Source organism: Streptomyces sp. NPDC051320, assembly GCF_040682175.1.
Lineage (GTDB): Bacteria > Actinomycetota > Actinomycetes > Streptomycetales > Streptomycetaceae > Streptomyces.
The window spans coordinates 118,926-143,373 of record NZ_JBFBAL010000011.1 but is presented as its reverse complement, the minus strand read 5'-3'; the positions used below and the strand labels follow the sequence as shown (position 1 = coordinate 143,373).

General features: G+C 69.6%; 17 protein-coding genes and 1 tRNA gene. 10 read left to right on the top strand and 8 right to left on the bottom strand.

Going from position 1 to position 24,448, the window contains the following annotated elements; all coding sequences use genetic code 11:
• The first annotated feature begins 20 nt into the window (after positions 1 to 20).
• Positions 21 to 647 (top strand): DedA family protein, encoded by a 627-nt coding sequence (locus AB0M87_RS24110; RefSeq protein WP_365856220.1) that lies wholly within the window; start codon positions 21 to 23, stop codon positions 645 to 647.
• Between the two features lie 83 nt (positions 648 to 730).
• Here the strand turns inward: AB0M87_RS24110 and mfd are convergent, their stop codons facing one another.
• The 6 genes from mfd to AB0M87_RS24080 all read right to left on the bottom strand — a co-directional run bounded on the left by mfd (position 731) and on the right by AB0M87_RS24080 (position 12,876).
• Entirely contained in the window at positions 731 to 4,270 is a 3,540-nt protein-coding gene (gene mfd / locus AB0M87_RS24105) for a transcription-repair coupling factor (protein ID WP_365856218.1), read from the bottom strand.
• A gap of 259 nt (positions 4,271 to 4,529) precedes the next feature.
• A complete protein-coding gene (locus AB0M87_RS24100) occupies positions 4,530 to 7,103 on the bottom strand; it encodes an FtsX-like permease family protein (protein ID WP_365856216.1) in 2,574 nt (857 codons plus the stop codon).
• Positions 7,100 to 7,888 (bottom strand): ABC transporter ATP-binding protein, encoded by a 789-nt coding sequence (locus AB0M87_RS24095; protein WP_365856214.1) that lies wholly within the window; start codon positions 7,886 to 7,888, stop codon positions 7,100 to 7,102. Before AB0M87_RS24095 ends, AB0M87_RS24100 begins: the two co-directional genes overlap by 4 nt.
• A 316-nt stretch (positions 7,889 to 8,204) precedes the next feature.
• Positions 8,205 to 9,095 carry a cellulose-binding protein gene (locus tag AB0M87_RS24090; RefSeq protein WP_365856212.1) on the bottom strand — a complete coding sequence of 297 codons (891 nt, stop codon included), beginning with the start codon at positions 9,093 to 9,095 and terminating at the stop codon, positions 8,205 to 8,207.
• 309 nt (positions 9,096 to 9,404) lie between these two features.
• Positions 9,405 to 11,885, bottom strand: coding sequence for an SUKH-4 family immunity protein (locus AB0M87_RS24085; protein ID WP_365856210.1), 2,481 nt, complete (start codon positions 11,883 to 11,885; stop codon positions 9,405 to 9,407).
• Between the two features lie 7 nt (positions 11,886 to 11,892).
• Positions 11,893 to 12,876 carry an SMI1/KNR4 family protein gene (locus AB0M87_RS24080; RefSeq protein ID WP_365856208.1) on the bottom strand — a complete coding sequence of 328 codons (984 nt, stop codon included), beginning with the start codon at positions 12,874 to 12,876 and terminating at the stop codon, positions 11,893 to 11,895.
• 402 nt (positions 12,877 to 13,278) lie between these two features.
• Between AB0M87_RS24080 and AB0M87_RS24075 the strand changes: the two genes are divergently transcribed.
• Together AB0M87_RS24075 and AB0M87_RS24070 are read left to right on the top strand one after the other, a co-directional pair.
• Positions 13,279 to 13,791: a YwqJ-related putative deaminase gene (locus tag AB0M87_RS24075; protein WP_365856206.1), complete on the top strand. Its 513-nt coding sequence runs from the start codon at positions 13,279 to 13,281 to the stop codon at positions 13,789 to 13,791.
• A 22-nt stretch (positions 13,792 to 13,813) separates the two neighbouring features.
• Positions 13,814 to 14,338, top strand: a complete 525-nt coding sequence (locus AB0M87_RS24070; protein WP_365856204.1) for an SUKH-3 domain-containing protein — start codon at positions 13,814 to 13,816, stop codon at positions 14,336 to 14,338.
• 112 nt (positions 14,339 to 14,450) lie between these two features.
• Here AB0M87_RS24070 and AB0M87_RS24065 read toward each other — a convergent pair whose 3' ends face one another.
• Entirely contained in the window at positions 14,451 to 15,749 is a 1,299-nt protein-coding gene (locus AB0M87_RS24065) for a histidine kinase (RefSeq protein ID WP_365856202.1), read from the bottom strand.
• Between the two features lie 142 nt (positions 15,750 to 15,891).
• On the opposite strand from AB0M87_RS24065, the gene AB0M87_RS24060 reads away from it, so the two are divergent.
• From AB0M87_RS24060 to AB0M87_RS24030, 7 genes are all read left to right on the top strand, one after another.
• Complete coding sequence (locus tag AB0M87_RS24060) at positions 15,892 to 16,755, top strand: hypothetical protein (RefSeq protein ID WP_365856200.1); 864 nt, start codon at positions 15,892 to 15,894, stop codon at positions 16,753 to 16,755.
• Positions 16,756 to 16,770: 15 nt separating this feature from the next.
• Positions 16,771 to 16,846, top strand: a tRNA-Gln gene (locus AB0M87_RS24055).
• A gap of 104 nt (positions 16,847 to 16,950) precedes the next feature.
• A complete protein-coding gene (glmU, locus tag AB0M87_RS24050) occupies positions 16,951 to 18,438 on the top strand; it encodes a bifunctional UDP-N-acetylglucosamine diphosphorylase/glucosamine-1-phosphate N-acetyltransferase GlmU (protein ID WP_365856198.1) in 1,488 nt (495 codons plus the stop codon).
• Between the two features lie 85 nt (positions 18,439 to 18,523).
• On the top strand, positions 18,524 to 19,501 hold the full coding sequence (locus AB0M87_RS24045; protein WP_365856196.1) for a ribose-phosphate diphosphokinase: 978 nt from the start codon (positions 18,524 to 18,526) through the stop codon (positions 19,499 to 19,501).
• Positions 19,502 to 19,720: 219 nt separating this feature from the next.
• The gene (locus tag AB0M87_RS24040; protein WP_365856194.1) at positions 19,721 to 20,305 is read left to right on the top strand and encodes a 50S ribosomal protein L25/general stress protein Ctc; all 585 of its coding nucleotides are present in this window, start codon (positions 19,721 to 19,723) and stop codon (positions 20,303 to 20,305) included.
• 115 nt (positions 20,306 to 20,420) lie between these two features.
• On the top strand, positions 20,421 to 21,029 hold the full coding sequence (pth, locus tag AB0M87_RS24035; RefSeq protein WP_365856192.1) for an aminoacyl-tRNA hydrolase: 609 nt from the start codon (positions 20,421 to 20,423) through the stop codon (positions 21,027 to 21,029).
• A gap of 65 nt (positions 21,030 to 21,094) precedes the next feature.
• The gene (locus AB0M87_RS24030; RefSeq protein WP_365856190.1) at positions 21,095 to 21,559 is read left to right on the top strand and encodes a hypothetical protein; all 465 of its coding nucleotides are present in this window, start codon (positions 21,095 to 21,097) and stop codon (positions 21,557 to 21,559) included.
• Positions 21,560 to 21,659: 100 nt separating this feature from the next.
• On the opposite strand, the gene ppc is transcribed toward AB0M87_RS24030, so the two are convergent.
• Positions 21,660 to 24,395 carry a phosphoenolpyruvate carboxylase gene (gene ppc / locus AB0M87_RS24025; RefSeq protein ID WP_365856188.1) on the bottom strand — a complete coding sequence of 912 codons (2,736 nt, stop codon included), beginning with the start codon at positions 24,393 to 24,395 and terminating at the stop codon, positions 21,660 to 21,662.
• Positions 24,396 to 24,448: the final 53 nt, after the last annotated feature.

Sequence of the window (24,448 nt, the reverse complement as noted above, 5' to 3'; positions counted from 1 at the left end):
CCGCGCGTAGGGTGAAGCGCATGGCCCCGCCGCTGCCCGGCCCGCTGGCCGCCCTGGCTCCGCTGCTGGACGACTACGGCTATCTGGCCGTCGGTGTGGTGATCTGCATCGAGGACTTCGGCGTCCCGGTACCCGGCGAGACGATCCTGATCGCCGCCGCCGTGTACGCCGGAGCCGGGCAGCTGAACATCATCCTGGTCGCCGTGATCGCGGTGCTGGCAGCCGTCCTCGGCGACAACATCGGCTACCTGATCGGCCGTACCGGCGGCCGTGCCTTCGTGCACCGCTGGGGCCGCTACGTCTTCCTCACCCCCGCCCGGTTCCAGAAGGCCGAGGACTTCTTCACCCGGCACGGCGGCAAGGTCGTCACCGTCGCGCGGTTCATCGAGGGACTGCGCCAGGCCAACGGCATCATCGCCGGAACCAGCGGCATGCCCTGGCGGCGCTTCCTCGTCTTCAACACGCTGGGCGCGGTGCTGTGGGTCGGGCTGTGGGCGAGCCTCGGCTATCTGACCGGCACACACATCGGGACCATCTACGAGCAGATCAGCCGCTACACGATCTGGGTCGTCGTCGCGGCCGCCGTGGCCCTGGCCGTGTTCGTCGCCCGCCACCTGCAGAAGCGCCGCCGGAACCGGGAGCACTGACGGGGCAGCCGACCGGGCATCCGACCGGCCCTCAGGACAGCCGGTCAGGACAGCCGGTCGGAACGGCTGGTCAGGACAGCCGGTCAGGAGCCCAGAATGCTCGCCAGGAACTCCCCGGTCCACGACAGCAGTTCGCGGCCCACCACCGGCTTGCCACCGATCCGCCCCGCCGTCGGGCGCGGCACCAGAATCTGACGGGCCGGCGCCTTGATGACCGTACGCGGGTAGAGACGCTTGAGGCGCAGCTCCTGCGACTCCCGCAACTCCACCGGAGCGAAACGGATGTTGGGGCCCTGCAGGACGATCTCGCCGACCCCGCAGGCCCGCGCCAGCATCCGCAGGCCGGCCACCAGGAGCAGGTTCTCGACCTGCTCGGGAAGCTTGCCGTAGCGGTCGGTCAGCTCCTCGCGTACCGCCTTGATGTCCTCCTCCGAGTTGGCGGAGGCGATCGACCGGTAGGCCTGCAGGCGCAGCCGCTCGCCGGGGGCGTACTCGTGCGGGACGTGCGCGTCGACCGGCAGCTCGATCTTGACCTCCAGCGGGGGCTCCTCCTCCGCACCGCCGTCGATCGCGGTGCGGTAGTCCGCCACCGCCTCGCCGACCATCCGGATGTAGAGGTCGAAACCGACCCCCGCGATATGGCCGGACTGCTCGCCACCGAGCATGTTGCCCGCGCCGCGGATCTCCAGGTCCTTCATCGCCACATACATGCCGGCGCCCATCTCGGTGTGCTGGGCGATCGTCGCGAGCCGCTCGTGCGCGGTCTCCGTCAGCGGCTTCTCCGGCGGGTACAGGAAGTACGCGTACCCCCGGTCGCGGCCGCGGCCCACCCGGCCGCGCAGCTGATGGAGCTGGGAGAGCCCGAAGTTGTCGCCGCGCTCCACGATCAGCGTGTTCGCGTTGGAGATGTCGATACCGGACTCGACGATCGTCGTGGAGACCAGCACATCGAACCGCTTCTCCCAGAAGTCCACCACGACCTGCTCCAGCGCGCTCTCCCCCATCTGCCCGTGGGCGGTACGGATCCGCGCCTCGGGCACGATCTCGCGCAGCCGGGCGGCCGCCCGGTCGATCGAGTCAACCCGGTTGTGGATGTAGAAGACCTGGCCCTCGCGCAGCAGTTCACGCCGGACGGCGGCACCGATCTGCTTCTCCTCGTACGGCCCGACGAACGTCAGCACCGGGTGGCGCTCCTCGGGGGGCGTGGTGATCGTCGACATCTCACGGATGCCGGTCACCGCCATCTCCAGCGTCCGGGGGATCGGCGTCGCCGACATCGTCAGCACGTCGACGTTGGCGCGGAGCTTCTTCAGCTGCTCCTTGTGCTCCACACCGAAGCGCTGCTCCTCGTCCACGATGACCAGGCCGAGGTCCTTGAACCTGGTCTCCGAGGAGAACAGCCGGTGCGTGCCGATGACCAAGTCGACCGAGCCGTCCCGCAGACCTTCCAGGGTGGCCTTCGCCTCGGTGTCGGTCTGGAAACGGCTCAGCGCCCGCACGACCACCGGGAACTGCGCGTACCGCTCGGTGAAGGTACCGAAGTGCTGCTGGACCAGCAGCGTGGTGGGGACCAGCACCGCCACCTGCTTGCCGTCCTGGACCGCCTTGAACGCGGCGCGCACCGCGATCTCGGTCTTGCCGTAACCGACGTCACCGCAGATCAGCCGGTCCATCGGGACCGTCTTCTCCATGTCCTCCTTGACCTCGGCGATGGTGGACAGCTGATCGGGGGTCTCCACGTAGGGGAAGGCGTCCTCCAGCTCCCGCTGCCACGGGGTGTCCGTGGCGAAGGCGTGGCCGGGCGCCGCCATCCGCGCCGAGTACAGCTTGATCAGGTCCCCGGCGATCTCCTTGACGGCCTTCTTGGCCCGTGCCTTGGTCTTCGTCCAGTCGGCGCCGCCGAGCCGGTGCAGGGTGGGCGCCTCACCGCCGACGTACTTGGTGACCTGCTCCAGCTGGTCGGTGGGGATGTAGAGCCGGTCACCGGGCTGGCCGCGCTTGGCGGGGGCGTATTCGACGAGCAGGTACTCACGGGTCGCGCCCTGCACCGTGCGCTGCACCATCTCGATGTAGCGGCCGACACCGTGCTGCTCGTGGACGATGAAGTCGCCGGTCTCCAGCGTCAGCGGGTCGATGGTCTTCCTGCGGCGCACCGGCATCCGGCCCAGGTCCTTCGACGCGGTGCGCTGACCGGTGAGGTCGGTCTCGGACAGCACGGCCAGTTTGATCGCCGGGTCGATGAACCCGTAGTCGATCGACCCGCAGGACACGTGCACCACCGACGGGACGAGCTCGCCGAGGTCCTGGTCGAGGCGGGCGGCGATGCCCTCGCCACCGAGCACCTCGACGGTACGGCCGGCCGGGCCGTGGCCCTCCGTGATGTACACCGTGCGCCAGCCCTCGGCGAGCCAGCCCTTGGTGTCGGCGAGGGCCCGCGCGGTGTCGCCGCGGTAGGACTCCGGGGCGTGCATGCCCAGTTTGAGGGTGTCCCCGTCGAGTTCTTCGTCGGCGGCGAACGGGCTCACCGACCACCACATCATGCCGAGCTCACGGGCCCGGTCGCGGACGTCCGCCATCCCCCACAGCGATGCGGCCCCCACGTCGATGGGTGCCTCGCCTCCACCGGCGGTGGCCGCCCAGGACGCCTCCAGGAACTCCTGCGAGGTGGCCACCAGGTCCGCCGCCCTGCTGCGTACCCGCTCCGGGTCGCACACCACGGTCATCGCACCCGCGGGCAGCACGTCGAGCAGCAGCTCCATGTCGTCGACGAGCACCGGAGCCAGCGACTCCATGCCCTCCACGGCGATCCCCTCGGCGATCTTGTTCAGCAGCTCGCCGAGCTCGGGATGGGCCAGCGCCAGGGCGGCGGCCCTCTCCCTCACCTCACCGGTCAGCAGCAGCTCACGGCAGGGCGGCGCCCACAGACCGTGCTCGGCGACCTCCAGGGAACGCTGGTCGGCGACCTTGAAGTAACGGATCTCCTCGACCTCGTCGCCCCAGAACTCCAGCCGCAGCGGATGTTCCTCGGTCGGCGGGAACACATCGAGGATGCCGCCGCGGACGGCGAACTCGCCTCGCTTCTCGACCAGCTCGACCCGGGCGTACGCGGCCGCCGCGAGCGCCTCGGTCACCTCGCTCAGGTCCGCCGACCGCCCTGAGCGCAGCGACACCGGCTCCAGGTCACCGAGCCCCTTGACCTGCGGCTGCAGCACCGACCTGATCGGTGCGACGACCACGCTCACCGGCCCCGCCGACGGGTCGTCCGCCTGCGGATGCGCAAGCCTGCGCAGCACCGCGATCCGCCGGCCCACCGTGTCCGAGCGCGGGGAGAGCCGCTCGTGCGGCAGCGTCTCCCAGGACGGGTACTCCACCACCGCGTCCTCGTGGCCCGCCGGCATCAGCGAACGCAGCGCCGCCGCCAGATCCTCCGCCTCCCGCCCGGTGGCGGTCACCGCGAGCACGGTCCGCCGGGTCTCCCGCGCCAGCGCCGCGACGGCGAAGGGCCGCGCGGCGGGCGGACCGACCAGGTCGACATGGCTCCGCTGCCCGTCGGTGGCGGCCTTCACCGCTTCGGCGAGCGCGGGGTCCGACAGAGTGGCATCGAGCAGACCGTGCAGGCTCATGAAGAACGCTTTCCGTCCGGGGGCAACGCGGGGGGCAACGCGAAGGGCCCGACACGTGTCACGGGCCGGGGCTCTCCAGCGTACGACGTGACGAGCGCCGGCCGCCGCTCGGAGCCGACCGCCGCTGACGCCCCGCCCCGGCCGGGCCGGACATGATCCGGCCCCGGCAAGCGCACCTGGCGCTCACCGGGGCCGCACCCCCGTCCCCGTTCCCCCGGCTTCGCCAGGTCCCGTCCGGCCGATCTCCGCCGGGCAGGACCTAGTCGCTGGCGATCGCGTTCAGTACGTTCATCCGGCCCGCCCGGAACGCCGGGATCAGCGCGGCGAACAGTCCCACGAACGCCGAGGCGACGAAGACCCCGATGATCGTCGGCCACGGGATGTCCAGCACCCGCATGCCCTCCAGGGCGAGGAGCTGGTGCGCGGTGGCGCCCCAGCCCATCCCGAGGCCCAGGCCGAGCAGCGCACCGAAGAGCGCGATGACCACCGACTCCAGCCGGATCATCCGGCGCAGCTGACGGCGCGAGAGGCCGATCGCCCGCATCAGGCCGATCTCCCTGGTCCGCTCCACCACCGACAGGGCCAGGGTGTTCACCACACCCAGCACCGCGACGATGATGGCCAGCGCCAGCAGACCGTAGACGATGTTGAGCAGCTGACCGATCTGGTCCTTCAGGTTCTGCTTGAAGTCCGTCTGGTCACGCACCTGGTACTGCGGGTAGGCGGCCATGGCGTGCTTGAGCGAGGCGTACGCCTGCTTCTCCTGGCCGTCCTTGGCTCCGGCGAACATGATCTGGTTCAGCGGCATCTTCGCGGCCGGGACGTAACTCTCGGCCGTCGAGATGCTCATGTACATGGCGCCCTGGTCGACGACGGTGTCGTCCGAGGTGATCGCCGCGACCGTCAGCCGCGCCGTGCGCCCGTCCTGGAAGGCCACGCTCAGCCGGTCACCGACCTTGACGTGCTTGGCCTTGGCGTAGCCGTCGCCGACCGACATCGAATTCCTGGCGTACGCACCCGCCAGATCGCCCGAGACCGTCTTGCGCTGCAGATCCTTCTGGTACGACGGGTCTGCGGCGGTGACCGTGGTGGTCTCCATCACCCCGTTCGGCGCGGTGAGCGTCGCGTCGATCACCTTGTACTGGGTGACGTGATCCAGACCCGGCACCGACGCCATCGCCTTCGCCGCCGCCGGCACGATCGGCCCGCCGGCGTCGCTCTGCACCAGGAAGTCCGCACCCACCGACTTGTCCAGCTCGTCCGTCGCCGAAGCGACCATCGACGAGCCGACCACCGACAGGCAGGCCACCAGCGCCAGTCCGATCATCAGCGCGGCACCCGTCGCCCCGGTACGCCGCGGGTTACGCAGCGCGTTGCGCTCCGCGAGCCGCCCGACCGGACCGAACAACCGCAGCACCACCGCACTGATCGCCCGGACCACCACACCCGCCAGCAGCGGGCCGATCACCACGAAACCGATCAGCGTGAGCACCACGCCCAGACCCAACCAGAGCGAACCCTCACCCGACTTGTCGGCGCCCGCCGCCAGGAAGAGACCCGCCGTACCGGCGCCGGTGAGCACCAGACCGATCACCGCACGCACCAGCCCCGCCCGGCCGTCCGCCGGCGTACCGGCGTCCCGCAGCGCCGCCATCGGCGAGGTCTTCCCGGCCCGCCGGGCCGGCACGTACGCGGCGACGACCGTCACGAGCACGCCGAGCAGCACACCCACGGCCGGCGTCGTCCACTTCACCGTCAGGTCACCGGTCGTCAGGTCCATCCCCACGGCGCCCATGAGCTTCATCAGCCCCACCGCGAGCCCGACCCCCGCACCGACCCCGAGCACCGAACCGAACACGCCCAGCAGCAGGGCCTCGACCAGCACCGAACGATTGACCTGCTTGCGGCTGGACCCCAGGGCCCGCATCAGGCCGATCTCCCGGGTCCGCTGGGCCACCAGCATCGAGAACGTGTTGATGATCAGGAAGATGCCGACGAGGAAAGCGATCCCCGCGAAGCCCAGCATCGCGTACTTCATCACATCGAGGAACGACCCCATGGAGTCACGGTTGGCGTCCGCGTTCTCCTTCTGCGTCTGGAACTTGTACGGACCCGGCAGCACCGCGGCCACGTTCCGCTTCAACTGGACATCGCTGACGCCGGGCTTCGCGGTCACCGCGATACCGGTGAACAGGCCCGGCCCGCCCAGCAGCTTCTGCTGCGCCGTCGCGGTGTCGAAGTACACGATGGCCGCACCCGGATTGGTCACCTTGAAGGTGGCGATACCGGAGATCCTGGCCCGGATGTCACCGGTCACCGCGATGGTGCGCAGCGGGTCACCGATCTCCAGGTGGTGCTTCTTCGCGGTGTCCGCGTCCACCATCACCTCGCCCGGACCACGCGGCCGGTGACCGGAGGTGACCTCCATCGACTTGGCGTCGCTCGTCGTCCAGTTACCCGCGATGGTCGGCGCGCCGGTGCTGGAACCCATGTTCTTGTTGGCGCTGTTGACGACGGTCACGCTCATACTGCTGACCGTGCCGTCGGCCGACTTCACGCCGTCGGCCTTGGCCACCTGCCGCACCGCGGAAGCCGGCAACGACACCGGCCTGCCGTTCCGCGGGGTGTCGTCCGCGCCCTTCGCGGACTTCGGCGAGACGGTGACATCCGGGGCCGTGGCCGAGAAAAGCTTGTCGAACGTGGTGTTCATGGTGTCGGTGAAAACGAGCGTGCCGCACACGAACGCCACCGACAACAGGACCGCGATGGCGGAAAGCGCCATCCGCCCCTTGTGCGCGAAGAAGTTGCGCATCGAGGTCTTCCAGACGGTCATGACGTCCGCCCGCGCGCGTCGAAGTCCTTCATGCGGTCGAGGACCTGGTCGGCGGTGGGACCGTACATCTCGTCCACGATCCTGCCGTCCGCCAGATACAGCACCCGGTCCGCATACGAGGCGGCCACCGGGTCATGGGTGACCATCACGATGGTCTGCCCCAGCTCGGACACCGACCTCCGCAGGAAGCCCAGCACCTCCGCGCCGGCCCGCGAGTCCAGATTCCCGGTCGGCTCGTCACCGAAGATGATCTCCGGCCGCGCCGCCAGCGCCCTCGCCACCGCGACCCGCTGCTGCTGACCACCGGACAACTGCGTCGGCCGGTGCTTCAACCGGTCCGCGAGACCCACCGTCTCCACCACCTGACGCAGCCACGGGGCGTCAGGCTTGCGGCCCGCTATGTCCATCGGCAGCGTGATGTTCTCGATCGCGTTCAGCGTCGGCAGCAGATTGAACGCCTGGAAGATGAAACCGACGCGATCCCTGCGCAACTGCGTGAGCTTCTTGTCCTTCAGCCCGGTGATCTCCGTATCGGCCAGCATGATCTGCCCCGAACTGACCGTGTCGAGACCCGCCAGGCAGTGCATCAAGGTCGACTTGCCCGAGCCCGAAGGACCCATGATCGCGGTGAACTCGCCACGGGCGATGTCCACATCGACATGGTCCAGGGCAACCACCCGGGTCTCCCCCGACCCGTACGCCTTGACGACCTGCCGCGCTCGCGCGGCAACGGCCGTACGCCCTCCAGTGCCCCCGTGCCTGGGAATGCTCACAGCCGTTGTCACGGTCAATCTCCTCAGTCGGTCCGTCTCACGTGCCGGTCAGCCGGTACACCAGAAGTCTGCCGAGCTCACCACGCCCGCACACTGGTGCACGTATCCGACTGCGCCCTGGGGTTTTCCCCACCCGAACCCTCGGGCGGACGCCCCGGCAGCCATCAACAAACGCTAAGGACCGGCCGGGCTCCGCTCGTCCTCCGCGTGGACGAACAGCCCCCCGGCCATCAGTAGGGGACGGACCTTAAGGGACCTCACCCCGCGAGCGGGGCGGCTCTCGGGGTCACCGGCGGCACCCGGCCCGGGCGGGGGCCGGGAAAGCCGGTCAGCCCTCCGCCGGCGCCCGGCCGGTCAGCGCCGCCAGGCTGCTGCGCACGTGCGTCAGATGCGCCCGCAGCTCCTCCTGCGCGGCCGCGTTCTCCCGGAGCAGCCGCTCCGTCTCCCGCTCCACCCGCTCCGCCCGCACCCCCGCCCGCGAAACCAGCTCCGCGGCCCGGGCCTCAGCTTCCTCCTGACCGTGCCTGGCCGCCTCCTCGGTCTCCGTCAGGGCCCGCTGAGCATCCACCAGACGAGCCTCGGCCCGGGTGATCAACTCGGCGTGCCGGGTGTCGAATTCGACGTCCCTCGCCACGAGTTCACGCTCCGCGCTCTCCCAGCGCTTCCGGTGACCCTTCTCCAGCCCGGCCAGCTCTCCCGCCGTCCGCTCCCGCGTTTCCCGCAACAGGGCCAGCGCCTCCGCACGCCACTGCTTCACATCCTGCCGCGACCCGACCCGCAGCTTCTCCGACTCGGCCGCCGCGGCCGCCAGCACCTGCTGGGCATGCGCCTCCGCCGACGCCAGCACCGCATCGGCATGCGCACGTGCCGCATCCCGCACCTGCCGCGCCGCCGCACCCGTCTCGTCGTGCAACTGCTGCGCGGTCGCCCGAGCCTCCGACCGCAGCTCATCGGCCTCCTCGGTGGCCAGCGCGATCATCGCCTGTGCCCGCTCCCCGAGCGACTCGTACGTCTGCGGCGGCAGCGCCGCCACCTGCTCGGCCAGCTCCGCCGTGGCAGCCGCCATCTCCTTCTCGAGCACGGTCAGCCGCGCCGCCCGCTCCCACGCCTCATCACGCTCCGCGGAAAGCCCGGCAACGAACCGGTCCACCTGCTCCGCCCGGTACCCGCGGCCCCGCACACCCGCGAAGCCATGCGGTGACTCCGATGCTGCACTCATCCTTCAAGCCCCTCTTCGACACGACACGCGACACGGCACGCGACTCGGCAACCGACACAGCACCCCGCAAAGCACCGGTACGACACTCAACGCAGCTCGGCGCAACTCGCGCACATCTTGCTGGAACACCACGAAGCACTCATAATGCGACACTCCGCCCATCCCATCCCACCAGGATGCGTCACCTCGCCCCGTAAGTCGGCATCACGGCGCCGAACAACCCCCGCATCCGGACACAGCAGCGCACACGACGAAGGCGCCCGACCGCAATGCGGCCGGGCGCCTCACCCACACGATCAGCTCAACTGCTCAGAGCAAGCCGTCCCACATCTGCTCGAGCAGCACCGACCACCAGCTCTCCGGCGAACCCAGCGCCGCCGGATCCAGCATCATCAGCTGCGCCTGGAAATCGACCGTCCATCGGCCCGCCTGCTCCGGAGTCAGCCCGAACCGCAGCCGCCACATCCGGCCCAGCAGAGCCAGCGACCGGACGAACTCCGGCAGCCCCGAATTCACGAACTGCGGCGGCACCGGCTGACCACCCGGGCCGGCCTCCACCGGCACGGCCACCACATGCGCCGTCCCGTACTGCACACAGATCGCACGCCCGAAGTCCGAACCCATCACCAGATACGAACCCGCATCCGAGGCCGGCTGCACCTGCCGCTGCGCGGCAAGCTCCGCCAACGTCGGCACCGGCTGCCCCGGCACCGCCTGCGCCCAGAAGAACGGACCGAAATCGACCGGCAACCCCGCCCACACCAGCGTCTGCGCCACAAGGTCCGGCACACCCTGACGCGAAACAGCCCGCTGGTCGAAACGGAAGACGCCCGGCCCGAAACTCTGTGCCAGCTCGTGCGCGACCCCTTCCGGGGGAATCGGTGGCACCGGCTGAACAGCCGGCAACGGAGCCCGCACCGGCGCGGGCCGCGCCGGACCGTCCGCCACCTGGTGCAACTCACCCTGGTGGGTGAGCAAATGCTGCATGCCCTGCTGACGACTGGCGTGATCCCTGCCGTACGGAGCCACGCTGGTGATCCGCACCTGCGGCCAGGTCTCCCGGATCATCCGCGCGCAGTACCCACCCGGCAGCTCACACGACTCCAGCTCCGTATGCAGCTCGATGACCTGCTGCGGAGGCACATTCATGGCCCGCAACTCGTGCAGCATCTGCCACTCCGGATGCGGAGTACCGGGCGCCGATCGGCGGATCAGCTGCTGCTCGGACCCGTCCGGCGCACGGAAGCGCAGCACCGCCTGGTACCCGGGGCCCACCGTCGGCACACCGGAGGGCTGCTGCGGCGGACAGCCGTACTGCGGAGTCCCGGCCACCGGCGGAACTCCGGCCACCGGTGGCGGGCCGACCACGGGCCCCGGACCGGCCAGCATGGTCTCCGCATGGTGCACCCCGCCGCCCGCGTTGCCACGCGGCGGACCGGGGGGAGCGGGCGGGCCGGGCGGCTGCGGGGCGCCCGGCCCGGCGGCGCCGCCCTGGCTCGGATGCGCGAGCATCGTCGCCGCGTGGTGCACGCCGCCACCGCCCCCGCTGGACGGCGGCGGCGTCGGCAGACCGGGCGGGCCGGGCGGAGCCGGCGGCTGCGGTACACCGGGAACCCCGGGCGGGCCCGGCGGCCTCGGCACGCCGGGACCGGCCGGTTGACCGCCCGGCTGACCGCCCTGGCTGGAGTCGGCGAACATCGTCGCGGCCTGGTGCAGACCACCACCACCGCTGGACGGCGGCTGCGGCGGACCGGTCGGGCCGGGCGGCTGCGGGCCGTCGGGGCCCTGCTGCGAGACCAGCTGCGTGGGCACATACCCGCCACCACCGGCCGAAGCCCCGGAGGACGGCACGGCGCCCGCGCCAGGACGCGCACCCGGGGTTCCCGGGGCACCGGGCGGAGGCGGCATGCTCGCCCCACCGCCGCGCGGAGTCCGCGCCGAACGCGGAGGCGCGACAGCCTTGCTGGTCGCGGCATCGTAAATATCACCGGAACCACTGCTGTCGGCAGCAGACGGCGCGGGCTGCTGCGGCAACGGCTGCGGCTGGGACGGCGGCTGCTGGGACGGCGGCCCCTGCGGGCCCGGCGCGTTCACCGCCGGAGCGACCGCGGTGGGCGGCAGTTGACTGCCACCCGACAGCAACGCGGTCCTGGCCTCCGGCGCCACAGCGGGCGGCGGCGGAGCCGACTCGCCGGAATCGGACAGCGGCGGCGCGAACACCGTCGCCGGCAACGGCACCGACGCGTCGTCACCGTCGGAAGCGGCACTGGTGTCGAAACCGGCCCACGGCGTCCCACCCGCCGTAACACCCTCATCAGCCGTCGGCGCGCGCTCGGCATCACCGGACGTACCGGCCCCACCCGCCGAAGTACCGGTCTCCGCGGGCGCACCCGGGTCGGAACCCGAACGCCGGTCGGGGATGCCCAACTTGTCCGCCGCGTCCTGCAACCACTCCGGCGGAGTCAGCAGGAACGACGTCTGGTTCAGATCAATCCGCTGCGCAGGCCCCGGCGCCACCGGCGCATCATCCGGGGTCCCGTACTCCTCCTCGTACCGGCGGACCACCTCACCCACCGGCAGCCCCGGCCACAGCGTCGCCTCACCACTGTCCCGAGCGATCACCAGACGCTGCCGGCCACCACCACCCGAAGGACCCTCCGCGCGGTCCTCCGCCCACACCACGAACCCGAGGTCGAACTCCCGCACCCGCACCTCACGGTGCTGATACGCCGGAACGTCCCCATTGACCCACTCTTCGGCGCGCTCCTGCGCCTGCGCAAACGTCACCATCGGCTCATCACCCCTCGGCCCCGACCGGAACAGCCTGCGCGAAGCCGCCGTCCACCATCAGGTTCGCCACCGTCTCCAACTCCGGCGGATTACCCGCAAGACGGCTCAGGAACTCGTCGAAATCATCACCGCACGGCAGCAGCAACCGCTCCACCCGCTCCGGCGGCGGCCACTCGTCCCGGTCCCGCGCATCGTCGTACGCACAGAACCAGACCGAACCGGTCCCGCCGCCCTTGACCTTCACCGCGAGCAGACCACCCTGGACGAAACCGACACCCAGATAGTCCTTCGTCAGATGATCACGCAAGCACTTGTTGGCGTACACCAGATCGTTCACCGCGGCCTCGTCCCGCACCGTGAAGAACGGCTGGTCCACCAACAGCCCCAACTCCGCGTCCAACGCCGTACCCACCGGCGCACAACCACCCGCCGCCTTCAGGAACGAACGGTACGCACCCGGCAACCGGTACCCCAGATCCTCCTCCGCACCGAGAACCTGCTGCTCACTTACGGCCACCGACCCCCTCGGCAGACCGAAATGCGCCGGCCGGGTGTCCTGCAGCGGGCGCGTCCCCCGCTTCGACTGATCCACCGCCGCCGTCGCCAGACCACCGTGATGCCGCAGCAACGCCTTGACCTCGACAGGAACCAACTCCAGCCGCCGCGCACCCGGCACGTGGTGCCAAGTCCAGCCATGCGGAGTGGCAACCGCCGGAATCGTGTCCCACAACTCATGCCCCGACGCGGCCAGCGCCGCATTCGCCGACACGTAATCCGTCAGCCGCAACTCATCGACCCCGAACCCCTCAGGAGGATCGGCGATCTCCGCGGCGGCACGCGCATACGGCGAAAACACCGGAAACCCGTGCTCGTCCACCCGCACACCCCGGGGGTGACGCGAGGCCCGGACCGGATCCGGAAAGTTCACCAGCTGCCCGGCGTAGGCCGCATTCGGTGGCGCGGTCTGCTGCCCCAGCCGACCTGTCGTCATGGCGGTTGCCCCTTGCTGCGAATGGCTTTAGACCGCCCGGGAAATGAGGAGCGGCGTCGCGGGGTCTGGCACGCACATCTGCGGCGTTGTCGTCAATCACCATGGCTCCGCCATGCCTCAATCCTCCGCCTTGCAGCTGCACGCACCAGACCCCGCTCCTTCTTCCGCTCCCCATTCCCCGGGCGGTCTTATTAGCGAACAGCCTATGCGGTGCGGCAAGACCCGGCCCCGCACCTCCACCGCCGTAACGGACTGTCACGTTCGAGTGACCCCGCGCCCACACAACACACCGAACCACCGCCCCAGCTTCCGCACCACCCGCCACATTTGGCAGGCTGACCCCGCAACTCGGGGGCGTAACACCAGCGGCAGCCCGCTGCGGGGTGGGAGGGGTAACACACCATGCACACCACAGAGTCACCACAAACCGGACCAACCGGCGACCCGCGCCTGCGCTGGTCCACCAGCGAAACCCGCCCACCACAACTCCGCCACCGCCGCGACGGCATCCTGCCCACCGTCGCCGCCGCACTCTCCGTACGCGGCGCCGACACCCTCACCTCCACCGCCGGCAAAGCCGACCAGCCCCCCGCCCTGCACCCACTCGTCCAGGACTTCCTCGCCACCCTCACCAGCGGCCAACGCGAACGCTTCACCGGACGCTGCCCCGAAGCGATCCTGCTCTCCCGCCACCTCACCGCCACCGAGGCCACCCGCTCCAAACGCGCCGCCCGCAAACCCCTCACCAACGGCGAAGCCCGCCGTACCCTGAAACACGCCAAGATCACCGCACGCCACATCCGCGAGGACGGCGACCCCCTGCACGGCAGCTACGCCCCGCCCTGCCGCTCCTGCACGGCCATGCTCGCCCACTTCGGTGTACGCGCCGTCGACCCCACCGCCGAGAAGGACTGAACCACCGCAGATGGAGCCGCAGATGGAGCCGCTGACGGCACCGCCCACGGGACCGAGCCCCGCCGACCCACCCGGCACCCGCTTCCCCGACACCGTCGACACCGCCCTGCGCGAAGCCGGCTGGCAACCCGGCCGCTGGGACATCCGCGGCGCCGAACAGTGGGCCGACGCCCTCCGTGCGCACACCTCCCCGGCAGGCCACCGCCACGCCGTCTTCCCCGCCGCCGTCGAAGCCTGGGCGGAATTCGGCGGACTCCGCATCACCGGACCCCCACCCGGCCGGCAGAACGCCCCCACACCCGTCCACATCGACCCACTCGCCGGACTGCACCTCGCCCGCACCCTCGCCGACCTCGGCCGCGCCCTGGAAACCGACATCGCGCCCCTCGGTGAAGAAGGCAACAGCCAAGCCCTGCTCGCCATCGACTTCCACGGCCGGATCTACAGCATCGACCACACCGGCGACTGGTACCTCGGCGAAAACATCGACCACGGCCTCACCACCCTCATCACCGGCCTCCAGCCCATCCGCCTCGGCAGCAGCTGACCGGCACCAACCCCCGGGCAGTGCAGCTGACCGGCAGCACCGCCCGGGCAGCACCGCCACGGAGCGCCGGACCCTCGGACGGGCAGCACCGCCACGGAGCGCCGCCCGGCCCTCAGACCGGCAACACCGCCGACACCCGGAAACCGCCCGCCTCCGTGGGCCCCGAAACGAACACCCCGCCCAACGCAGTCACCCGCTCCCGCATCCCCACCAGACCATTCCCACCGCTCGGCAGCCCCGCATCGGCCACCCCCGCATCCGACGGCCCGTTCTCCACCTGCATGGCCACCTCGGCACCCCGATGCGCCAACCGCACCCACGTCTTGGCACCCGCCGCATGCTTGTGCACATTGGTCAGCGCCTCCTGCACCACCCGGTACGCGGTCTGCTCCACCAACCCGCCGTACGCCCCCGCCTCACCCTCCACCAGGAACTCCACCACCATCCCCGCCGCCCGGGACTGCCCCACCAGCACATCCAGCTCGTCCAGACACGGCCCGTCCTCCCCCGCAGCCGCAGCAGCCGCCGCCGCGGCCACCCCCACCGCAGCCAACGGCACCGCAGCCGGCGCCCGCACCGGCTCCCCCGAACGCAATACCCCGAGCATCTCCCGCAACTCCGTCAGCGCCTGCCGACCCATCTCCCCCACCAGCGCCGCGTTCTTCACCGCCTTCGCCGGATCCTTCAACGCCACCGCCTGCAACGCAGCCGAATGCACCACCATCAGACTCACCCGATGCGCGACCACGTCATGCATCTCCCGCGCGATCCGCGTCCGCTCCTCCGTCCGCGCCCACTCGGCACGCTCCTCGGCCCGGTCGGCCAGCAGCGAGAGCTCACGCTCCAGACTGTCCGCACGCTCCCGCAGGCTCTCCATCAGCCGCCTGCGCGCCCCTATGTACAACCCCAGCAACACCGGCGGTGCGGTCAGACCCAGCGACATGAACACCGAGCCGAGCACCACGAACAGCATCCCGGGATCGTCCGCATCCGTACCGATCCCGTGCCGCAACCGCACGAACGTGACGATCAGCGTCCCGACCATCGCCATCGCGGTCAGCGACCCGGTCAGCCGGCGCGGCATATCCGACGCGGCGAGCGTGTACAGCCCGACGATGCCCATCAGGAAGCCCATCTCGGCCGGCGTGGTCGCGACCGACACCAGCACCACCGCGATCGGCCACCGGCGCCGCAAAACCAGCACCGCCCCGGCCAGCAGCCCGAACACCACCCCGACCGGCACGGGCAGACCGGACTGACCCGAGAAGTCGACGCCCTCCAACGCACACTCGAGGGACGACACGACGGCCAGCCCCACATCCAGCACGGCGCTGCGCCGCCGCTCCCACCACCACCAGCCACGGGTGGTCAGCCCCGTGGCCGTGGCGTCGTACGCCCCCGTTGCGGTCATGCCCACCAGCGTACGGGCGGGGGCCGCTCCCGCCCACGAGTTTCATTGCGGGAGGTTACGTGCGATATCCGCCATCCACTCGAACTGGTGAATCGCCCAGGTTTTCGACTCGGAGGTTCGCATTCCGGACGACGCTTTTCACATGACGGAAATCACCAGCAGGTACAGCGACTTCGAGGGACTGCGGAAGCAGGCGATCGCCTTGCGGCGGGAGGGGTTGAGCCGCCGCCAGATCCGGGATCGGCTGTTCGTCGACAACAACGACATCCTCAACCGACTGCTGGAGGGCGAGCCGGCACCGGAATGGACGAAGCGGCCGCGCGCCAAGGACGACCTGCGGTCGAAGGCCCGGGAGCTTCGGCTGCAGGGCATGACCTACGACCAGATACAGCTGGAGCTGGGGTGCTCGAAGAGTTCCATCTCGCTGTGGGTGCGGGATCTGCCGAAGCCGGAACGCAGTCGCACGGCGGTCGAGCAGGCAAAACTGGCCGGCCGTATGCGCTGGGACCACGAACTGGCGGTCCGCGACCTTGAACGCCAGAAGACCAAAGACGCCGCCACGCGCAAAGTCGGAACCATGACGGAGCGGGAACTGTTCATGGCAGGGGTCGCCCTGTACTGGGCGGAGGGTGTCAAGGACAAACCGTATGCCCGCCGCGAGACCGTGTCGTTTATCAACAGTGACCCGGACGTGATTCAGGTCTTCTTGGCATGGCTGAAGCTTGTCGGCGTAGCGCCGGAACGCCTGTGTTACCGGCTCATGATCCATGAGACCGCTGATGTCGAGGCCGCCAAGCTCTACTGGGCCGATGTGGCACAAGTCGACGCCGCTGTTTTCCAAAAGACGACCCTGAAGAAGCACAATCCGAAAACGGTCCGGAAGAACACGGGCGAGAACTATCGGGGGTGTCTGGGCGTCCGGGTCTCTCAAGGAGCCGACCTGTACCGGCGAATCGAGGGATGGTGGCGTGGCATCGTGGATGCCGCGCAGCCCCGTCTCAGGTAGGGTCTGACGCTGTGATCCGCCGTAGTGTAATCGGTAGCACGGCACCCTTTGGAGGTGTTCGGTCTAGGTTCGAGTCCTAGCGGCGGAGCCACAGTTCGGGTCCTGACTGTCACCAGTCAGGACCCGCCCGCATTTCCGCCCGGAAACGCCCCGGTATCCTGCGTTCGTCCACCACACGAAGCCGAAGGGTTCACCGTGAGCGCCAACATCCCCCCCGTTCTCGGCTCCGCTCGAGCGGGGGAGACCCCAGTCGCGGCGGTCGTCGTCCTCGCAGCGGGTGAGGGCACCCGCATGAAGTCGGCCACCCCGAAGGTCCTGCACGAGATCAGCGGACGCTCGCTCGTCGGGCACGTGGTCACCGCCGCCCGCGAGCTGGACCCCGAGCAGCTGGTCGTGGTCGTCGGGCACGCGCGGGAGCAGGTGCGGGCGCACCTGGCCGAGATCGACCCGGGCGTACGGACCGCCGTGCAGGAGGAGCAGAACGGCACGGGGCACGCCGTCCGGATGGCACTCGAGGAGCTCGGCGAGGCGCCGGACGGGATCGTGGTGGTGGTCTGCGGGGACACCCCGCTGCTCACCGGCGCGACACTGACCGCTCTCGCCGCGACGCATGCGGCGGACGGCAATGCGGTGACCGTGCTGACGGCCGAGGTGCCGGATGCCACCGGGTACGGGCGAATCGTCCGGGATCACGCGAGTGGCGCGGTGACGGCAATCGTCGAGCACAAGGACGCTTCCGAGGGGCAGCTGGCGGTCCGGGAGATCAACTCGGGGGTGTTCGCCTTCGACGGTCGGCTGCTGGCCGATGCGCTGGGCAAGGTGCGTACGGACAACAGCCAGGGCGAGGAGTACCTCACCGATGTGCTGGGGATTCTCCGTGAGGCCGGCCACCGGGTGGGTGCGTCGGTCGCCGGGGATCACCGGGAGATCGTCGGCATCAACAACCGGGTGCAGCTGGCTCAGGCGCGTGCGCTGCTGAATGCCCGGCTGCTGGAGCGGGCGATGCTGGCGGGGGTGAGTGTGATCGATCCGGCGTCGGTGTTCATCGATGTGACGGTGACCTTCGAGCAGGACGCGGTGATTCATCCCGGTACGCAGCTGCTGGGGAGCACGCATCTGGCGGAGGGTGCGGAGGTCGGTCCGAACTCGCGGCTCACGGACACGGCGGTGGGCAGGTTCGCGCGGGTGGACAACACGGTGGGGGACCGGGCGGAGGTCGGTGAGGAGTCGACCGTGGGTCCGTTCGCGTATCTGCGGCCCGGTACGAGGCTCGGTGCCAAGGGCAAGATCGGTACATACGTGGAGACGAAGAACGCGACGATCGGTGAGGGCACCAAGGTGCCGCATCTGTCGTATGTGGGCGACGCGACGATCGGTGAGTACACGAACATCGGTGCGGCGAGTGTCTTTGTGAACTACGACGGGCAGGACAAGCACCACACGACGGTCGGGTCGCACTGCCGGACGGGTTCGGACAACATGTTTGTGGCGCCTGTCACGGTCGGGGACGGTGCCTACACCGCGGCCGGTTCGGTGATCACGAAGGACGTGCCGGCCGGTGCGCTGGCCGTGGCCCGGGGCCAGCAAAGGAATATCGACGGTTGGGTGGCCCGTAAGCGTCCGGGCAGTGCGGCCGCGCAGGCGGCTCAGTCCGCGGCCGGGGAGGCCGGTGGCGGAAGCTGACCGGAAACAGCCCAGTTCATCTGCGCGTAACGTGATAGGCGCATCCACCCTGCTTTTCATACAACCCGTCTGAGGAGACTGTGCTGTGACCGGGATCAAGACGACCGGCGAGAAGAAGCTGATGCTCTTCTCCGGCCGCGCCCACCCCGAGCTGGCCGAGGAGGTCGCACACACACTGGGTGTCGATCTGGTGCCGACGAAGGCCTTCGACTTCGCGAACGGTGAGATCTACGTCCGTTTCCAGGAGTCGGCCCGTGGCGCGGACTGCTTCCTGATGCAGAGCCACACCGCACCGATCAATCAGTGGATCATGGAGCAGTTGATCATGATCGACGCGCTGAAGCGGGCTTCGGCGCGGTCCATCACGGTGATCGTGCCGTTCTACGGCTATGCCCGCCAGGACAAGAAGCACCGTGGCCGTGAGCCGATCTCCGCCCGGCTGATCGCGGACCTGATGGAGGCCGCGGGCGCCGACCGTATCCTCACGGTCGATCTGCACACCGATCAGATCCAGGGCTTCTTCAACGGCCCGGTGGACCATCTGTTCGCGCTGCCGATACTGGCGGATTACGTGGGCGCCCAGGTGGACCGGCAGAAGCTCACCATCGTCTCGCCGGATGCGGGCCGGGTGCGGGTGGCGGACCGCTGGTGCGACCGTCTCGGTGCGCCGCTGGCGATCGTGCACAAGCGCCGTGACAAGGACGTCGCCAATCAGGTCACCGTGCATGAGGTGGTCGGTGAGGTGAAGGGCCGGGTGTGCGTGCTGGTCGACGACATGATCGACACGGGTGGCACGATCTGCGCGGCGGCCGATGCGCTGTTCGCCAATGGCGCGGAGGATGTCATCGTGACGGCGACGCACGGTGTGCTGTCGGGTCCGGCCGCGGACCGGTTGAAGAATTCGAAGGTGAGCGAGTTCGTCTTCACGAACACGCTGCCCGATCCGGGCAATCTCGATCTGGACAAGATCACGGTGCTGTCGATGGCGCCGACCATCGCGCGTGCGGTGCGTGAGGTCTTCGAGGACGGTTCGGTGACGAGCCTCTTCGAGGAGCAGGCGTAGTCCCGTCGGGCGTAGTTCCGTCAGGCGTAGTCCTGTCAGCCGTAGGTTGTAGATCGATTTCAGTACGGCCTCCCTCGCCGGGTAGACTCACGGAGTTGCTCGGCGAGGGAGGCCGTACTTTTGGGTACGGGCGCTCCGTTATCGACGCGCTCTTCGTAGCAGGCCGCGATACGTGGCCGGGTGACCCATTCGTTTTTCGTCACCTTCGAGGAGTGCAACATGGCTGAGGTCAAGCTCACCGCCGAGATCCGTACCGCGTTCGGCAAGGGTGCTGCCCGTCAGATCCGTCGCGAGGACAAGGTTCCCGCGGTCATTTACGGTCACGGTGCGGACACCGTTCACGTCACCCTGCCGGGCCACGAGCTGATGATGGCGCTCAAGACGGCCAACGCTCTGCTGAGCCTCGACATCGAGGGCCGCACCGAGCTGGTCATCCCGAAGGCCGTGCAGCGTGACGCCATCAAGCGCAACCTGACCCACGTCGACCTGCTCGCGGTCAAGCGCGGCGAGAAGGTCACCGTCGAGGTTTCGGTGCACGCCGAGGGCGACCTGGCGCCGGGCGCCAACCTGCTCGAGTACGTGCTGAACACGCTGACCGTCGAGGCGGAGGCCACGCACATTCCGGAGTCGGTCACCGTGTCGGTGGCGGGTCTGGACGCGGGCGACTCGGTCCTGGCGAAGGACATCACGCTGCCGGCCGGCACCGTGCTGGACATGGACGAGGACGCGGTGGTCATTCAGATCGTGGCCGCGCAGGCCGAGGAGGCTGCTCCGGAGGCTGAGGCCGAGGGCGTCGAGGCCTGAGTCGGGTCCTGATCGTTTTCTGTTCTGCCGCCGTCCGCATCGCAAGGTGCGGGCGGCGGTGGGCTGTTCACCGCCTGTTTCGGGGTTCGCCGGCTGTTTCCAGGGAGATGTGCAGATGACGTCCGATCCGACCGCGCTCGACCCGACCGCGCCCTGGCTGATCGTGGGTCTCGGCAACCCCGGCCCGGAGTATGCGGCCAACCGTCACAATGTGGGTTTCATGGTTGCGGATCTGCTGGCCGAGCGGATGGGCGGCAGGTTCAAGTCGCACCGGGCGCGGGCGCAGGTCGTGGAGGGCCGGGTGGGTCCGCCGGGGCCGGGAAATCGGCGGGTGGTGCTGGCGAAGCCGATGTCGTTCATGAATCTGTCCGGTGGTCCGGTGACGGCGTTGCGGGATTTCTACAAGGTGGGGACGGCGAACATCGTCGCGATCCATGACGAGCTGGACATTGACTACGGCACGTTGCGGTTGAAGCTCGGTGGTGGGGACAACGGCCACAACGGTCTGAAGTCGATGACGAAGTCGTTGGGTCCGGATTATCACCGGCTGCGTTTCGGTATCGGGCGGCCGCCGGGGCGGATGCAGGTGGCGGATTTCGTGCTGCGGGACTTTTCGTCGGCAGAGCGGAAGGAGCTCGGTTATCTGGTGGACCGGGCGGCGGACGCGGTGGAGGCACTGGTGGTCGAGGGCCTCGAGCGGGCGCAGTCGGCGTACAACTCCTGAGCGGCGTCGGTCGGACGGCGACCGGAGTTGACCGGGCGTGGCGCTATGGCCAAGGATCGCGCTGCATGAAGCGGAGTCGTGGCGTCCTGTCGTATGCGTGCCGGGCAGTGCTGGGCTGTGTGGCGGCGCTGATCGTTGTTGCGGGGTTCTGGTCGTCGTGGGGGACGGCTCAGCATGTGTTGCTGGCGAAGGGCCGTGATCACGGCACGCTGACGGTGAGTTCCTGCACGGGGAAGGTGTGTACGGGGCGGTATGTGCCGTCGGCGGGTTCCGCGCCGCATGCGGGGCTGTGGATCGACAGGTCGACTGCGGCGAAGAAGAGTGAGCGGCTGCCGGTGGTGGTCCGTCCGGGGTCGGACGAGGCGATACGGACGGGGGCGGCCGGGGCGCTGCATGCCTGGGTTCCGTTGGGCGGGGCGCTGCTGCTGGCGGCGTTGGTGGTGGCCGGGGGGTTGCGGATGACGCGTACGGCGTGGGTGGCCGGGGTGGCGGGGGCCGGGCTGTTGGTGGCGGCTTTCGTGGCGCTCTGAGCGGAGGCGACGGCGCACGCCTGAGGGGCGGGCCCCATCGGCTGACGGGGCCCGCCCCTCGGTGGTCGGGCGTGCGTGGGCCGGGGTCCTGCGGGAGGGGTCAGCCGGTGTTGCGCAGGCCGGCGGCGACTCCGTTGACGGTGAGCAGCAGGGCCCGGGCGAGGGTCGGGTCGGCTTCTTCGCCGCGTTCGGCGGCTGCGCGCTGCCGGGCGAGCAGCGAGACCTGGAGGTAGGAGATCGGGTCGAGGTAGGCGTCGCGGATGCCGAAGGTCTGCTGGAGGACCGGGTGGGAGTCGAGCAGCTTCTCGCCGCCGGTGACGCGCAGGACTTCGCGGACGGTGAGTTCGTGTTCGGCTTCGATGTCGGCGTATACGTGCTTGAGTTCGTCGGGCACGAGGGTGTCGACGTAGTGGCGGGCGATCCGCAGGTCGGTCTTGGCGAGGGTCATCTCGACGTTGGAGATGAAGTTCTGGAAGAAGTGCCACTGTCCGTGCATTTCGTCCAGGACGGTGTCGAGTCCTGTTTCGCGGAGTGCCATGAGTCCGGAGCCGACGCCGAACCAGCCGGGCACGATCTGCCGTGACTGGGTCCAGCCGAAGACCCAGGGGATGGCGCGCAGCCCGTCGAGGCCGGCGCCGGAGTCGGGGCGGCGGGAGGGGCGGGAGCCGAGGTGCAGTTCGGCGAGTTGGTCGACCGGGGTCGATGCGAAGAAGTACGCGGGGAGGTCGGGGTCCTCGACGAGCTTGCGGTAGGCGGTGTGGGCGGCTTCGGAGACGACCTCCATGGCGGCGTCCCAGCGGGCGAGTGCCTCGTCGGACTGGCGGGGCGCGGTGTGCAGGGCGGAGGCCTGCAGGGTGGCGGCGACGGTCAGTTCGAGGTTTTCCCTGGCGAGGGCGGGGACGAGGTACTTGTCGGAGATGACCTCGCCCTGTTCGGTCACCTTGATCTCGCCCTCGAGGGTGCCCCAGGGCTGGGCGAGGATCGCGTCGTGGGAGGGGCCACCGCCGCGTCCGACGGTGCCGCCGCGGCCGTGGAAGAGCCGCAGTCGTACGCCGTAGCGGTGGGCGACGTCGCGCAGCCGGCGCTGGGCGCGGTGGATTTCCCACTGGCTGGTGGTGATGCCGCCGAACTTGGAGGAGTCGGAGTAGCCGAGCATGACTTCCTGGACGTCGCCGCGCAGCGAGACGAGGCGCCGGTAGGAGGGGTCGGCGAGCATTTCGTCGAGGATGACGTCGGCGGCGCGCAGTTCGTCGGTGGTTTCCAGGAGCGGCACGATGCCGATCTTGGCCCAGCCGCCGTGCAGATCGATGAGGCCGGCTTCGCGGGCGAGGACGGCGGCGGCGAAGACGTCGTCGGCGCCGGCGCACATCGAGATGATGTAGGACTCGATGACTTCGGGCCCGAAGCGTTCGAAGGCCTGCTTGACGGTGTGGAAGACGCCGAGGGTCTTTTCGCCTGCCGCGTCGAGGGGTGCGGGGGTGGGGGCGAGGGGGCGACGGGACCTGAGTTCCTTGGCGAGGAGCTTCTGGCGGTAGTCGCGGGGCATGTCGGCGTAGCGCCAGGATTCCTCGCCGAGCCGGTCGAAGAGCTGTCCGAGGGCGTGGTGGTGGGCGTCGGCGTGTTCGCGTACGTCCATGGTGGCGAGTTGCAGGCCGAATGCGGCGAGGGTGCGGATGGTGCGGTCCATCCGGCCGTCGGCGAAGAGTCCGCCGCGGTGTTCGCGCAGTGAGGTCTGGATGAGGGTGAGGTCGGTGACGAGTTCGGCGGTGCCGAGGTAGTCGCGGCCGTCCTGGTGCGGGGTGCCCTTGGCGAGGCGTTCGCGGGTGTTGACGAGCTTCTGGCGGATGCAGGTGGCCTTGAGCCGGTAGGGCTCTTCGGCGTTGAGCCGCTTGTAGCGGGGGCTGATCTCGGGGAGCCGCTGCAGGTCGAGCTGGAGGGAGTCGAGGAGTTCCTGGGTGGCGCCGGTGTAGCGGATGGAGTTGGAGAGCAGGCCGCGCAGGTAGTCGATGAGCTCGATGGCGTCGGTGATGCCGTGCTCGTGCTGGAGGATCAGCACTTCCCAGGTCACGGCGGGTGTCACGTTCGGGTTGCCGTCGCGGTCGCCGCCGATCCAGGTGCCGAACGAGAGCGGGCGGGTGCCCGGGGGCAGCTCCACGCCGACACGTTCGAGTTCGGCGGCGAGGTCCTCGAGGACGTCGCCGACGGCTCCGGCGTGGAGTTCGTCGAGGTAGTAGATGGCGTTGCGGGCTTCGTCGGCGGGCTCGGGGCGTACCACGCGCAGCTCGTCGGTCTGCCAGATGAGGTCGATGGATTCGGCGAGGCGCAGGTCGTGCCGGCGCCGGTCGGCCTCGATGACGGGGGTTTCGAGGAGTTCGGCGATGCGTCGCAGCTTGTTGAGTACGGAGCGCCGGGCGGCTTCGGTGGGGTGTGCGGTGAAGACCGGGCGCACGTTGAGGTGCTGGACGGCCTGGCGCAGGTGGGCGGGGTCGGCGTCCTTGAGCTTGTCCGCGGTGCGGGCGAGCAGGCCGCCTTCGGCGGCGCGTACCGCGCGCATCTCGCGTCCGCGGTGGACCTGCTCGGTGACGTTGGCCAGGTGGAAGTAGGTGGAGAAGGCGCGTACGAGCTTGGCGGCGGTCTCCAGGCCGGTGTCTCCGAGCAGGGCGGCGGCTGCTTCGCCGTCCTCGCGGGTGAGGGCGCGGACGCGTTCGACGAGTTCCAGGAGTTCGGGGCCCTCCTGGCGTACGAGGGTTTCGCCCAGCAGGTCGCCGAGGCGGCGGATATCGGCACGCAGCTCGGGGCTGGCTGAGGGGGCGGGGGTCAGGTCGGCACTGCTCACAGGTGCGGCTCCTTGCAGTGTTGGCACGACTGGCAAAGGGGGTCTGGGTGTGA

Coding starts and splice junctions, on each gene's coding strand:
- AB0M87_RS24030 (WP_365856190.1), top strand. CDS start 21,095: ATGAAGCGGAGTCGTGGCGTCCTGTCGTATGCGTGCCGGGCAGTGCTG.
- pth (WP_365856192.1), top strand. CDS start 20,421: ATGACGTCCGATCCGACCGCGCTCGACCCGACCGCGCCCTGGCTGATC.
- AB0M87_RS24080 (WP_365856208.1), bottom strand. CDS start 12,876: ATGACGACAGGTCGGCTGGGGCAGCAGACCGCGCCACCGAATGCGGCC.
- AB0M87_RS24070 (WP_365856204.1), top strand. CDS start 13,814: ATGGAGCCGCTGACGGCACCGCCCACGGGACCGAGCCCCGCCGACCCA.
- AB0M87_RS24090 (WP_365856212.1), bottom strand. CDS start 9,095: ATGAGTGCAGCATCGGAGTCACCGCATGGCTTCGCGGGTGTGCGGGGC.
- AB0M87_RS24060 (WP_365856200.1), top strand. CDS start 15,892: ATGACGGAAATCACCAGCAGGTACAGCGACTTCGAGGGACTGCGGAAG.
- AB0M87_RS24085 (WP_365856210.1), bottom strand. CDS start 11,885: ATGGTGACGTTTGCGCAGGCGCAGGAGCGCGCCGAAGAGTGGGTCAAT.
- AB0M87_RS24100 (WP_365856216.1), bottom strand. CDS start 7,103: ATGACCGTCTGGAAGACCTCGATGCGCAACTTCTTCGCGCACAAGGGG.
- AB0M87_RS24075 (WP_365856206.1), top strand. CDS start 13,279: ATGCACACCACAGAGTCACCACAAACCGGACCAACCGGCGACCCGCGC.
- AB0M87_RS24040 (WP_365856194.1), top strand. CDS start 19,721: ATGGCTGAGGTCAAGCTCACCGCCGAGATCCGTACCGCGTTCGGCAAG.
- mfd (WP_365856218.1), bottom strand. CDS start 4,270: ATGAGCCTGCACGGTCTGCTCGATGCCACTCTGTCGGACCCCGCGCTC.
- AB0M87_RS24065 (WP_365856202.1), bottom strand. CDS start 15,749: ATGACCGCAACGGGGGCGTACGACGCCACGGCCACGGGGCTGACCACC.
- AB0M87_RS24110 (WP_365856220.1), top strand. CDS start 21: ATGGCCCCGCCGCTGCCCGGCCCGCTGGCCGCCCTGGCTCCGCTGCTG.